This is a genomic window from Caballeronia sp. (genome assembly GCF_028292365.1).
Classification (GTDB): Bacteria; Pseudomonadota; Gammaproteobacteria; order Burkholderiales; family Burkholderiaceae; genus Caballeronia.
The window spans coordinates 1-12558 of the sequence record NZ_JAQGMM010000172.1; the positions used below are offsets into that span (position 1 = coordinate 1).

General features: G+C 59.9%; 9 protein-coding genes, 1 pseudogene and 1 riboswitch. Of the genes and pseudogenes, 8 read left to right on the top strand and 2 right to left on the bottom strand.

Going from position 1 to position 12558, the window contains the following annotated elements; translation table 11 throughout:
* The 5 genes from JWR14_RS10460 to JWR14_RS10480 all read left to right on the top strand — a co-directional run.
* Positions 1–3631 (top strand): glutamate synthase-related protein (locus JWR14_RS10460; RefSeq protein ID WP_299705527.1); only part of this gene is annotated, 3631 nt, incomplete at its 5' end.
* A gap of 90 nt (positions 3632–3721) precedes the next feature.
* Positions 3722–5188 (top strand): glutamate synthase subunit beta, encoded by a 1467-nt coding sequence (locus JWR14_RS10465; RefSeq protein ID WP_299705530.1) that lies wholly within the window; start codon positions 3722–3724, stop codon positions 5186–5188.
* Between the two features lie 165 nt (positions 5189–5353).
* On the top strand, positions 5354–5635 hold the full coding sequence (locus tag JWR14_RS10470) for a DUF1778 domain-containing protein (protein ID WP_299705533.1): 282 nt from the start codon (positions 5354–5356) through the stop codon (positions 5633–5635).
* On the top strand, positions 5632–6132 hold the full coding sequence (locus JWR14_RS10475) for a GNAT family N-acetyltransferase (RefSeq protein ID WP_299705536.1): 501 nt from the start codon (positions 5632–5634) through the stop codon (positions 6130–6132). Before JWR14_RS10470 ends, JWR14_RS10475 begins: the two co-directional genes overlap by 4 nt.
* 143 nt (positions 6133–6275) lie before the next feature.
* Entirely contained in the window at positions 6276–7046 is a 771-nt protein-coding gene (locus JWR14_RS10480; RefSeq protein WP_299705539.1) for a carbonic anhydrase family protein, read from the top strand.
* A gap of 100 nt (positions 7047–7146) precedes the next feature.
* Here the strand turns inward: JWR14_RS10480 and JWR14_RS10485 are convergent, their stop codons facing one another.
* On the bottom strand, positions 7147–8400 hold the full coding sequence (locus JWR14_RS10485; protein WP_299705542.1) for an MFS transporter: 1254 nt from the start codon (positions 8398–8400) through the stop codon (positions 7147–7149).
* A gap of 172 nt (positions 8401–8572) precedes the next feature.
* Positions 8573–10324 (bottom strand): ABC transporter ATP-binding protein/permease, encoded by a 1752-nt coding sequence (locus tag JWR14_RS10490; RefSeq protein ID WP_299705545.1) that lies wholly within the window; start codon positions 10322–10324, stop codon positions 8573–8575.
* Between the two features lie 367 nt (positions 10325–10691).
* Positions 10692–10819, top strand: a riboswitch (TPP riboswitch).
* Positions 10820–11063: 244 nt separating this feature from the next.
* On the opposite strand from JWR14_RS10490, the gene JWR14_RS10495 reads away from it, so the two are divergent.
* The 3 genes and pseudogenes from JWR14_RS10495 to JWR14_RS10505 form a co-directional block, all read left to right on the top strand.
* A complete protein-coding gene (locus JWR14_RS10495) occupies positions 11064–12215 on the top strand; it encodes an FAD-dependent oxidoreductase (RefSeq protein WP_299705551.1) in 1152 nt (383 codons plus the stop codon).
* An 8-nt stretch (positions 12216–12223) separates the two neighbouring features.
* Positions 12224–12421, top strand: coding sequence for a sulfur carrier protein ThiS (gene thiS / locus JWR14_RS10500; RefSeq protein WP_299705548.1), 198 nt, complete (start codon positions 12224–12226; stop codon positions 12419–12421).
* A 27-nt stretch (positions 12422–12448) separates the two neighbouring features.
* Positions 12449–12558 (top strand): annotated as a pseudogene (locus tag JWR14_RS10505) (thiazole synthase); the annotation flags it as partial.

Sequence of the window (12558 nt, forward strand, 5' to 3'; positions counted from 1 at the left end):
GTGGGACGGCCCCGCCGCGATCGCGTTCACCGATGGCCGCCAGATCGGCGCCACGCTCGACCGTAACGGCCTGCGTCCGGCGCGCTACATCGTCACCGAGGATGACCTCGTCATCATGGCGTCGGAAGCGGGCACGTTGCTGATTCCGGAATCGAAGATCGTCAAGAAGTGGCGTCTGCAGCCGGGCAAGATGTTCCTGATCGACATGGAACACGGCCGCATCATTGACGACAAGGAACTCAAGGACAACCTCGCCAACGCCAAGCCGTACAAGAGCTGGATCGACGCGGTGCGGATCAAGCTCGACGAAATCGAGCCAAAGGCTGAAGACGTCGTGACCGAGCGCCGCGAAGCGGCCGCCCTGCTGGACCGCCAGCAGGCCTTCGGCTACACGCAGGAAGACCTCAAGTTCCTGATGGCGCCGATGGCGCAAGCCGGTGAAGAAGCGGTCGGTTCGATGGGCAACGACTCGCCGCTGGCGGTCATGTCCAACAAGAACAAGACGCTCTATCACTACTTCAAGCAGCTGTTCGCACAGGTGACGAACCCGCCGATCGACCCTATCCGTGAAAACATGGTGATGTCGCTGGTGTCGTTTGTCGGTCCGAAGCCGAACCTGCTGGATACGAACAACATCAACCCGCCGATGCGTCTCGAAGTGTCGCAGCCGGTGCTCGACTTCAAGGACATCGCCAAGATCCGCGCGATCGATCAGTTCACGGGCGGCAAGTTCAGTTCGTACGAGCTGAACATCTGCTATCCGGTGGCCTGGGGCAAGGAAGGCATCGAAGCGCGTCTGGCGTCGCTGTGCGCAGAAGCCGTCGATGCAGTGAAGTCCGGCTACAACATGCTGATCGTGTCGGACCGCAAGACCGACCGCGACAATGTCGCGATCCCGGCGCTGCTCGCTACGGCCGCGATCCACACGCATCTCGTGCAGCACGGTCTGCGCACGAGCGCGGGTCTGGTGGTTGAAACCGGCTCGGCGCGCGAGACGCACCACTTCGCGTTGCTCGCGGGCTACGGCGCGGAAGCCGTGCACCCATACCTCGCGATGGAAACGCTTGCGCAGATGGCTGCCGGCCTGAAGGGCGACCTGTCGGCGGAAAAGGCGGTCTACAACTTCACCAAGGCAGTCGGCAAGGGCCTGCAGAAGGTCATGTCGAAGATGGGCATTTCGACCTACATGTCGTACACCGGCGCGCAGATCTTCGAAGCGGTCGGTCTCGCTGAAGACCTGGTGACGAAGTATTTCAAGGGCACGTCGTCGAAGGTGGGCGGCATTGGTCTGTTCGACGTGGCCGAGGAAGCGATTCGTCTGCATCGCGAAGCGTTCGGCGACAACCCGGTGCTGGCCACGATGCTCGACGCGGGTGGCGAGTACGCCTACCGCGTGCGTGGCGAAGAACACATGTGGACGCCGGATGCGATCGCCAAGCTGCAACACTCGGCGCGCAGCAATTCGTACCAGACGTACAAGGAATACGCGCACCTGATCAACGATCAGACCAGGCGTCACATGACGTTCCGCGGCCTGTTCGAGTTCAAGTTCGATCCGACCAAGGCCATTCCGCTGGACGAAGTGGAGTCGGCGAAGGAAATCGTCAAGCGCTTTGCAACGGGCGCGATGTCGCTCGGATCGATCTCGACCGAAGCGCATGCCACGCTGGCTGTGGCGATGAACCGCATCGGCGGCAAGTCGAACACCGGTGAGGGTGGTGAGGACGCCAACCGCTATCGCAACGAACTGCGCGGCATTCCGATCAAGAACGGCGACACCATGCGCTCCGTGATCGGCGACGAAGTCGTCACCGATATCCCGTTGAAAGACGGCGATTCGCTGCGCTCGCGGATCAAGCAGGTTGCGTCCGGACGCTTTGGCGTGACGGCGGAATACCTGTCTTCCGCTGATCAGATCCAGATCAAGATGGCGCAGGGCGCGAAGCCGGGCGAGGGCGGTCAACTGCCGGGTCACAAGGTCAGTGAGTACATTGGCAAGCTGCGGTATTCGGTGCCGGGCGTGGGCCTGATTTCGCCGCCGCCGCACCATGATATTTATTCGATCGAAGACCTGGCGCAGCTTATTCACGATCTGAAGAACGTGAACTCGTCGTCGAGCGTTTCAGTGAAGCTCGTGTCGGAAGTGGGCGTGGGTACGGTTGCCGCCGGCGTTGCCAAGGCGAAGGCGGATCACGTTGTGATCGCCGGCCACGATGGCGGCACGGGCGCTTCGCCGTTGTCGTCGCTGAAGCACGCCGGCACGCCGTGGGAACTGGGTCTTGCCGAAACGCAGCAAACGCTGGTGCTCAACCGCCTGCGTGGCCGTATCCGCGTGCAGGCCGACGGTCAGATGAAGACCGGCCGCGATGTGGTGATCGGTGCGCTGCTCGGCGCCGATGAATTCGGTTTCGCGACTGCGCCGCTCGTCGTGCAGGGTTGCATCATGATGCGCAAGTGTCACTTGAACACGTGCCCGGTCGGCGTCGCGACGCAAGATCCGGTGCTGCGCGCCAAGTTCACGGGCCAGCCGGAACACGTGGTGAACTTCTTCTTCTTTATTGCTGAAGAAGTGCGCGAAATCATGGCGCAACTGGGCATCCGCAAGTTCGACGATTTGATCGGTCACGCCGAATTGCTCGATACGAAGAAGGGCGTCGAGCACTGGAAAGCGAAGGGCCTGGATTTCTCGAAGGTGTTCTATCAAGTGCCGAACGACGGCAGCATCGCGACGAAGCACGTCGAGACGCAGGATCACGCGCTTGAGAAGGCACTGGATCATGTGCTGATCGAGAAGTCGAAAGCGGCTATTGAGAAGGGCGAGCACGTCTCGTTCATTCAGCCGGTGCGCAACGTGAATCGCACGGTCGGCGCGATGCTGTCCGGTTTGATCGCGCGCAAGTACGGTCACGACGGCTTGCCCGACGACTCGATCCATATCCAGTTGAAAGGCACGGCGGGGCAGAGTTTCGGCGCGTTCCTGGCGAAGGGCATCACGCTGGATCTCGTCGGCGATGGCAACGACTACGTCGGCAAGGGTCTGTCGGGCGGCCGCATCATCATTCGCCCGACTAACGACTTCCGTGGCAAGTCGGAGGAAAACATCATCTGCGGCAACACGGTGTTGTACGGCGCGATTGAAGGCGATGCGTATTTCCGGGGCGTCGCGGGCGAACGTTTCGCCGTGCGTAACTCGGGCGCTACGGCGGTTGTGGAAGGCACCGGCGATCACGGTTGCGAATACATGACCGGCGGTACCGTGGTTGTTCTCGGCGAAACCGGGCGCAATTTTGCGGCGGGCATGTCGGGCGGCGTGGCATTCGTCTTCGATCCGGACGGCACCTTCGGCGGCAAGTGCAACAAGGCGATGGTCGCACTCGACCCTGTCTTGCAGCAGGCAGAACAGGAACGCACGGTGGACCGGGCTTTGTGGCACACCGGCAAGACCGACGAAGCGTTGCTCAAGGACTTGATCGAGCAGCACTTCCAGTGCACCGGCTCGACGCGTGCAAAAGCGTTGCTCGAGAACTGGGATGCATCGCGCCGACAATTCGTGAAGGTGTTCCCGACAGAGTACAAGCGTGCGCTTAGCGAGATGGGCGCGAAGAAAGCGAAGGACGCGATCGCGGCCTGAGTTTTTTGCCGACATCCGATGACTAGTACGGCCCTTCGGCGCTGAGCGTCGAAGGGTGGATTAACCCCCAATACAGAGAAAGAGAACCACATGGGCAAGGCTACCGGTTTTCTCGAGTTCGAGCGCCAGCATGAAACGTATGAAGCGCCGCTCGCTCGCGTCAAGCATTACAAGGAATTTGTTCACGCGCTGTCGGACGAGAACGCGAAGATCCAGGGCGCGCGCTGCATGGATTGCGGCATTCCGTTCTGTAACAACGGCTGTCCGGTGAACAACATCATTCCGGACTTCAACGACCTGGTGTTCCAGCAGAACTGGAAGACGGCCATTGAAGTGCTGCATTCCACGAACAATTTCCCGGAGTTCACCGGACGCATTTGTCCGGCTCCGTGTGAGACCGCGTGCACGCTCGGTATCAACGATGATCCGGTCGGCATCAAGTCGATCGAGCACGCGATCATCGATAAAGCCTGGGCCGAAGGCTGGGTTGCACCGCTGCCGTCGAAGCACAAGACCGGCAAGAAGGTGGCGGTCGTCGGATCGGGTCCCGCCGGGTTGGCCGCTGCGCAGCAACTGGCGCGTGCGGGACATGACGTGACGGTGTTCGAGAAGAACGATCGGATTGGTGGGCTGCTGCGGTATGGCATCCCCGATTTCAAGCTCGAAAAGTGGCTGATCGATCGACGCGTGCGGCAGATGGAAGCCGAGGGCGTCGCGTTCAGGACCAACGTGTTTATCGGAAAGGATCCGCTGCCGGGGCATATCGCGAATTCATCGCGTGAAACCATTTCGCCCGATGAATTGCGTGAGCAGTTCGACGCTGTCGTGATTGCGGGCGGCTCGGAAACGCCGCGTGATTTGCCGGTGCCTGGGCGTGAAATGCAAGGCATCCATTACGCGATGGAATTCCTGCCGCTGCAGAACAAAGTCAATGCAGGTGACACCGTCGTCGATCAGTTGATTGCGAAGGGCAAGCACGTTGTGGTGATTGGTGGCGGCGATACGGGTTCGGATTGTGTGGGGACGTCGAATCGGCATGGCGCTAAAAGCGTGACGCAGTTCGAGTTGCTGTCGCAGCCGCCTGAGACGGAGAACAAGCCGCTGGTTTGGCCGTACTGGCCGATCAAGCTGCGTACGTCTTCGTCGCATGAGGAAGGCTGTGAGCGCGATTGGTCGGTGGCTACCAAGCGCTTCGAAGGCAAGAACGGCAAGGTTGAAAAGCTGATCGCGGTGCGCGTGGAATGGAAGGACGGGAAGATGCAGGAAGTGGTGGGATCGGAGTTCGAAATGAAGGCCGATCTGGTGCTGCTCGCGATGGGCTTTACGCAGCCCACGTCGCCGGTGCTTGAGGCGTTTGGGGTTGATAAGGACGCGCGTGGCAATGTGAAGGCTTCGACCGAAGGGGAGAAGGCTTACTTCACGTCGGTGCCGAAGGTCTTCACCGCCGGCGATATGCGGCGCGGCCAGTCGCTCGTTGTATGGGCGATTCGCGAAGGACGGCAGTGCGCAAGATCGGTCGATGCGTTTTTGATGGGGTCTAGCGAATTGCCGCGATAGGATTTTTCTTGCGGGATGTTCGTTGGAAACCGGGCTCAGGGTGAGTCCGGTTTTTTTTCAGTGAATCTCGACGAATGTCAGAAGGAGACGAGAGCGGTGATGAGGTGGATCGTTGATATGTACGGCAAATTGCCGTATGATGAGTGATCCTTGGAGGTTCTCATCATGCCCACCGCCATTTCCACTGCTCGTCTCGAAGCCCGAATCAGCACTGATTTACATGCAATGCTCAAGCGTGCAGCAGAGTTGCAGGGACGCACAATGACCGACTTCGTCGTATCGGCGGTTCAGGACGCGGCTCAGCGCGCCATTGAGCAAGCAGATGTCATGCGACTGTCGCTCGCCGATCAGGAGTGTTTCGCTCAGGCTCTTTTGTCACCGCCGGAACCCGCTCCGGCGCTCAAGCGAGCATTTGCTCGGCGTCAGAAACTTCTGCGAACTGAATGAGTTCCGCGCCCTACAGCGTTATGGCGCTTAATGCACTTCACGAGCGCGCGTCCTTCAATAGCGACTCAGAGCCGCTGAATCGCTACTTTCAACAGCAGGTTACTCAGGATATTCGCCGCCGAGTTGCTGCGTGTTTCGTGGCGGTTACTGATGAGCAACGAGTCGCGGGCTACTACACCCTTGCGGCAACAAGTCTGCTTTTAGCCGATTTACCGGCTAGTGTCGGAAAAAAACTGCCTCGCTATCCTAGTGTGCCCGCTGTGAGAGTGGGTCGCTTGGCTATCGATCAGGCGTTTCAGAGACAAGGCCTGGGCGGTGCTTTGCTGGCTGATGCCTTCACACGGTCTGCTCGATCGGAGATTGCGGCGTTCGCTCTGGTTGTGGACGCTAAACATGAATTGGCACCAAAGTTTTACCTGCATCTTGGATTCGTGGCTTTACCCAGCAACCCCTTGAGCTTGTTTCTGCCGCTGGCGACCGCACGTCAAGCAATGTAACGCTGGTGGTGGAGTAATAGTCTCGGAGCCTTCCGCGATGCTCCCATCATTTCCCTTTCCAGCCCCCTTTATTACGATTTCTCCGATACCCACCTTACGCACATCAGCGCATGCTCATGCCCTCTTAATTTCAGGGGCATGGAATGAACAAGATCAAACGCTTGTCCAGCGGTGCGTTCCTGTTATCTACCTTCGTTGTACTTACTGCATCGGCTGAAACCACCGGGCACGGGTGGACCTACGACGGCCCACACGGACCTGCCCACTGTGGCGCAATGGGCGAAGCTTTCCACGCTTGCGAAAGCGGTCGAGCCAAATCACCGATCAATATTGAGGCGGCGAAGAAGGCTCCCGCCGATATGCCCCGCCTGAAGATCAACTATCAGCCGCTTCCCATCGATATCATTAACACCGGTCACGCTGTTCAGTTCAACGCAACGCCCGGCACCGACAGCATCACCCTCGGCGATCAAGCGTATCAACTCGTTCAATTCCACTTCCATTCGCCAGGTGAAGAACGTTTCGCCGGTAGAGATAGCGTGATGGATGCCCATCTCGTCCACCGCTCCGCTGATGGCAAGCTCCTCGTGCTGGCTGTTCAATTCCAAGTGGGCGATCAACCCAACGCCGTCATCCGCGCGATGCTGGACCGCATCCCGAAGGAGCAAGGAGCAGAGTTCAAGAACAATGAAGTCATGGTGAATCCGCTAGACCTGTTGCCCAAACAAAAGGGTTACTACACCTACAACGGTTCGCTGACTACGCCACCGTGCTCGGAAGGTGTGACGTGGATCGAGTTCAAGGAACGGGTGACTATCACCCAGCAGCAACTCAATGCCATGCAGCGTTTCTATCACGGCAATCAGCGCCCGGTGCAAGCGCTCAACGGACGCGAGATATGGGAAGTGGAATGACGTGACTGCGCGAAGCGATCGCGTTTGGAAGGCGACGCGCATCAAGACAAAAGGCCGTTTAACGCCAGTTAAACGGCCTTCACTTTCCGATGAACCGACCTCACCCCGTCACTGCACCAAGCGCCTTGCCACGCGTTTCCGGCAGCAACAACGCCGCGACGATCACCAACAAATATCCAGCCCCCGCCACCACGCCTATCGCTTTAACCAGCGACATTCCCTGCGAAAGCGTCCCCACAAGAATCGGAAAAAACGAGCCGAGCCCGCGTCCGAGGTTGTAGCAAAATCCCTGTCCAGAGCCACGAATCGCGTTCGGATACAGCTCCGATAAATACGCGCCGACCCCCGCAAAAATCCCCTGCACGACAATGCCAAGCGGAAAGCCGAGGAGGAGCATCGCGTGGTCGGTAATGGGGATCATCGTGTAGATCATCCCTAGCAGAAACGAGCCGATGGCAAACAGTACGAACGACGCGCGCCGCCCGATCTTGTCGCAGAGAATGGCGCCGAACACGTAGCCCAAAAACGAGCCGACGATCAGCACTACGAGATAACCGCTCGTATTGAACACGGACAAATGACGCTCGGTTTTCAGATAGGTCGGCAGCCAGGTGGTGATGGCGTAATAACCGCCGAGCATGCCGGTGCACAACGCGCTGCCGAGCACGGTTGTCTTGAGGTGCGAGCCTTTGAAGATATCGGAGAAAGTCGCGGTTTCAGTACCGGCATCGCGCGCGCGGCGTGTAGCGAGATAGATGTCCGGGTCGCTCACGTTGCGGCGAATATAGAGGATCCACAGCGCGGGCAAAATACCAATCCAGAAGCACGCGCGCCAGGCGGTATCTTCCGGAAGCAACGCGAAGAACGCCCAATAGAGGATCGCCGCCGCACCCCAGCCGAATGACCAGCTGCTCTGCACCGTACCCACGGCCTTCGCCCGATGCTGCGGCGAACGAATGGTCTCGGCCATCATCACGGTGACCACGGACCATTCGCCGCCGAAGCCCACGCCTTGCAGCGTGCGCGTGGTCAACAACTGCCCGAACGAATGCGTAAAGCCGGAAAGAAACGTGAAGAACGCGAACGTGCCGATCGTCCACTGCAATACGCGGACGCGGCCGTATCGGTCAGAGAGAATGCCGGCGAGCCAGCCGCCAATAGCCGATGAAATCAGCGAACTCGTCGCGATCATTCCGGCTTCGCTCTTCGTCATGCCCCACGCGGTGATCAACGTGGGAATGAGGAACGAGTAGATCATGAAGTCGAAGGCATCGACGGCGTAACCGCCGAAACCCGCGTAAAGCGTGCGGCGCTCGCGCGTCGTCAACTCGGTGAACCACTCGAACGCTCGCATTCCGTCTCCCGTTCAAAGCCTGCCATGCAGGCGCAGGAGCATTCTACGGTGCGTCGGTAAACGAGAAAAGCAGGCCAAAAAGAACCTGCTTGTGGGAATTCGCACGGCGTTCACGAGGCGTTGATGCCCGCTCTCAACGGGCATCAACTGAGCGCTTCGATCTCAAGCCATCTCAAGCCACCACGCTTTCAGCACTCGCGCGCTCGATCTCGATCCGGCTCTCATGGAAGCCCGTCACCGACTCGCGATGCGCGACGCTGACAATCGCGGCGTTCGGCAACGCATCAATGATGGCCGTATAAATCAGCATCTCGTTTTCGGCATCGAGCGCGCTGGTGGCTTCATCGAGGAACATGAAGTCCGGCTTGTGCAGCAACACGCGGGCAGCCGCCAGCCGCTGTTGTTCACCCGGCGACATCATCTTTGCCCAATGTCCCGACTCCTCCAGACGCGTGCCGTACGCGTTCAGGTTGCATGCGCGCAAGGCTTCGCGGCAGTCTTCATCGGAGAAGACTCCCGCCGTCGACGGATAACTCAACGCTGCCTTTAACGTGCCGATTGGCAAGTAGCTTTGCTGCGGAATGAACATCAGCTTGGCGCCGACCGGCGCGTCGATCGTGCCGTCGCCGAACGGCCACAGGCCGGCCAGCGCGCGCATCAACGTACTTTTCCCCGAACCGGACGGACCTTGCACGAGCCAGCGCGAGCCCGGCTTCACCACCACATCCGCGACCGTCGCGAGCGGTGTGCCGTTCGGCAATGCGAGCTTTAGCCCGGTCGTGGTCAACGCATCGGTGCTCGTATAATGCAGGTTGATGCCGCCATGCGCGGTCGCCGGCGAAATCGCTTCCTTGATGTGCGTGGAGCGCATCACACGCTTGAATTCGCGCAACCGGTTCACGGTCGCGCGCCATTCGACCAAGGTCGAGTAACTATTGATGAACCAGGAAAACGAGTCGCTGACCGTGCCGAACGCCGAGCTGATCTGCATCAGCACGCCGAACGTGAATGCGCCTGCGAAGTAGCGGGGAGCCGCGACCATGATCGGGAAAATAATCGCGATCTGGCCGTAGAAGGAGAGCACGAAGGTCATCCGCCTCGTGTACTTCATGATCTGCCAGTAGTTCTGGCGGATCGTTTCGAAGATACCTTTGGCGTTGGTGTTTTCCGTCTCGATGCCGTCATAGAACGCGATTTGCTCGGCGTTCTCACGAATGCGGATCAGGCCGAAACGGAAGTTGGCCTCCACTTTCTGCGCCTGGTAATTAATCGATACCAACGGGTGGCCGAAACGCTGAATCAAGAGCGATCCGAGCACTGCGTATAGCGCGGCTGCCCAGACCATGTAGCCCGGAATGGTGATCGGCGTGCCGAACAACGAGAAGCTCAGCGCGCCCGCCAGCGTCCACAGGATCGTGATGAAGGTCACGAGCGTGACGAGCGTGGATAACAAGTCCAGCGACAACGACAACGTGGTTGTAGCGAAAGACTGCAGGTCGTCGCTGATCCGCTGGTCGGGGTTATCGGCGAGACGATCGCGTTCTATGCGGTAGAAGGCTTTGTCGCCGAGCCATTGTTCGAGGTACCTGTGCGTGAGCCATTGGCGCCACCGGAAGCCGAGCATTTGCCGCAGGTACCGGCCATACACGGCGAGCAGGATGTACGCGAACGCGAGGCCGGCGAAGATCAGCAGCAAGCGCGGAAACTCGGCGACCCTCTTGGCCTGCAGCGTGTTGTAGAAGTCCGCGCTCCAGGTGTTCAGGCGGACGTTGATATACACGACCGCCATGTTGATCGCGATGATCGCAATCAGCAAAAGCCATGCAAAGCCGCGTTCTTCCGATACCCAGTAAGGCTTGATAAGACTCCACGCCGACACTTTGTCGGCGTTTTGTTCTGTGTTGTCGGGAGTGGTGGTGGTCATGAGCTTCCTGAAGACGTGCCGGCTCGGCGGCAGGTTGTAACTTGGCGGTATCGATGCGGATGGTTCTGCTCCGTCTCAATGACCCTAAGAAGCCATTAAAGACGACGCGCGCCGCAGCATTGTTTCGGGCGTGACTTAAGTGTTCCTTAATCCCGGCCCGGCTGAGTTATCGATGCAATGCGACGGCGGGGCGCTTGCCTTACGCGTGTGCTGCAGACGAACTCGGGCATTCGCGGCATTGTGCCAGAGTGCGCGCACAGCGAACGAAAGGGAAGGCTGTCCAGTTTGTCTGCGCAGGCTCGTCGGCCGGTCCCTGATGCGGGTGAGCCCGTTTGCGGGTCGTTTCGCTTTTATGTTTTAATGATCGATGACGAAACAGGGGTGCTTCGGCACGCGTCTCCCTAGAAACAACGGAGAAACGCGCGGCGAGGCTGAGAGAGTCCCTTTGCACCCGATCCGGGTAATACCGGCGAGGGAAGTTTCCGGAAACCGCAGCGTTTCCAGTTTCTTCCAGTATTGGCTGGCGCAGGAGCCGCAAGTAAGGCGCTCCCTAGCCGCTTTCTCGCCGTGGTTTCGTCCCTGAAATATGTTTTGTACGCCGTGCGTACAGCGCGTGCAACCAGGGTTCGAAACGGGCATTCCTCCCGATCTCGATTTCCGTGCTGTGCTCCGTGCGTTCTGCAGCGTTTGCTGAGGAGGCATCGTCATCGTGAACACCGTCGTGCATTCGCATTCCACCATGCACTCCATTTCCACTCGTTCCCGACCGTCCGGGCGAGACGACTTTGCCGTCGTGGGCGGGGGCTTGTGCGGACGGCTGATCGCCTGGCTGTTGGCGGGCGCGGGGCACAGGGTGGCGCTGTATGACCGCGGCGACGCCGCCGGCACGCAATCGGCCGCCTGGGTTGCGGCGGCAATGCTCGCGCCGCTAGCCGAGGCCGCCAGCGCTGAACTGCTGATTACCGAGCTTGGAGCGGCATCGCTTGAGCGCTGGCCGGGTTTTATCGCCGACATGCCGGAGCCGGTGTTTTTCCAGCGCAATGGCACGCTGGTCGTCTGGCATGCAGGCGACCGTGCCGAGGCGCCACTGTTCGAGCGCCGCTTGCGCGCGAACGCGCCTTCAGAGCTCTTCCGCGATGGCTTCGTCAAGCTCTCCGGCGCGCAAGTCACGGCGGCGGAACCGTCTCTGGGTACGCGTTTTCCGCAGGGCTGGCTGCTACCGAACGAAGGCCAGCTCGACAACCGGCAAGTGTTGACAGCGCTGGCGGCGGGACTGGCCGAACGTAATGTCGATCTTCACTGGAATACATCAATCGATACCGATATCCCGCCGGACGCGCATTTCGTCATCGATTGCCGGGGGCTCGGCGGCAAACCGGCATGGCCCGCGTTAAGAGGCATTCGCGGCGAAGTAGCACGCGTGCACGCCCCGGGTATTGGCCTGACGCGGCCTGTGCGCTTGCTGCATCCGCGCTATCCGCTTTATATCGCGCCGAAGCAGGGCGACCTTTATGTGGTTGGCGCGACTGAAGTGGAAGGGGAGGACATGTCGCCGATGACCGTGCGCTCAGCGCTCGAACTCCTGAGCGCGGCGTTCGCGGTGCATCCAGGTTTTGGCGAAGCGCGCATTCTCGAGCTCAATTCGCAATGCCGGCCGACCTTGCCCGACCATCGTCCGGCGATAGTCTGGGACGGCGCGCGAACCTTGCGAGTGAACGGGCTGTATCGACACGGTTATATGATCGCGCCCGAAGTCGCCGATTCCGCCCGTGCGCTCGCCGAAGCGCTGCTCGGCGGCGCGATCACCAACCCCGATTCCTTCGACGACTGGCGCCGCCAAGCCCGCTGGTCCGCCTTGCTGCGCTGCGAACACGCGGCGCCTGTGCTTTGACTTTCATCATGAACATTCACATCAATCAGCAGCTGTTCTCCGTGCCCGACGCGGCCACCGTCACCGACGCCCTCGCGGCCTTCGGCGCAAAACCGCCGTTCGCCGTGGCGCTGAACGGGCAATTCGTCGCGCGTGGCGAACACGCATCGAAGGCGCTCGCCGCCGGCGACAAACTCGACATCGTCTCGCCGGTTGCCGGCGGCTGAGCGCCCCCTACTAACAGGAATCGAATCATGACTTCCACCATCACCACCGCCGATACCCTCACCCTCTACGGCACGTCGTTTCCGAGCCGGGTGCTGCTGGGGACATCGCGCTATCCGTCGCTGCAATCGCTGTCGGA

What these genes read in the sequence shown, in the direction of transcription:
- JWR14_RS10480 (WP_299705539.1), top strand. Translation starts at nt 6,276, where the DNA reads ATGAACAAGATCAAACGCTTGTCCAGCGGTGCGTTCCTGTTATCTACC.
- thiS (WP_299705548.1), top strand. Translation starts at nt 12,224, where the DNA reads ATGAACATTCACATCAATCAGCAGCTGTTCTCCGTGCCCGACGCGGCC.
- JWR14_RS10475 (WP_299705536.1), top strand. Translation starts at nt 5,632, where the DNA reads ATGAGTTCCGCGCCCTACAGCGTTATGGCGCTTAATGCACTTCACGAG.
- JWR14_RS10485 (WP_299705542.1), bottom strand. Translation starts at nt 8,400, where the DNA reads ATGCGAGCGTTCGAGTGGTTCACCGAGTTGACGACGCGCGAGCGCCGC.
- JWR14_RS10465 (WP_299705530.1), top strand. Translation starts at nt 3,722, where the DNA reads ATGGGCAAGGCTACCGGTTTTCTCGAGTTCGAGCGCCAGCATGAAACG.
- JWR14_RS10470 (WP_299705533.1), top strand. Translation starts at nt 5,354, where the DNA reads ATGCCCACCGCCATTTCCACTGCTCGTCTCGAAGCCCGAATCAGCACT.
- JWR14_RS10490 (WP_299705545.1), bottom strand. Translation starts at nt 10,324, where the DNA reads ATGACCACCACCACTCCCGACAACACAGAACAAAACGCCGACAAAGTG.
- JWR14_RS10495 (WP_299705551.1), top strand. Translation starts at nt 11,064, where the DNA reads ATGCACTCCATTTCCACTCGTTCCCGACCGTCCGGGCGAGACGACTTT.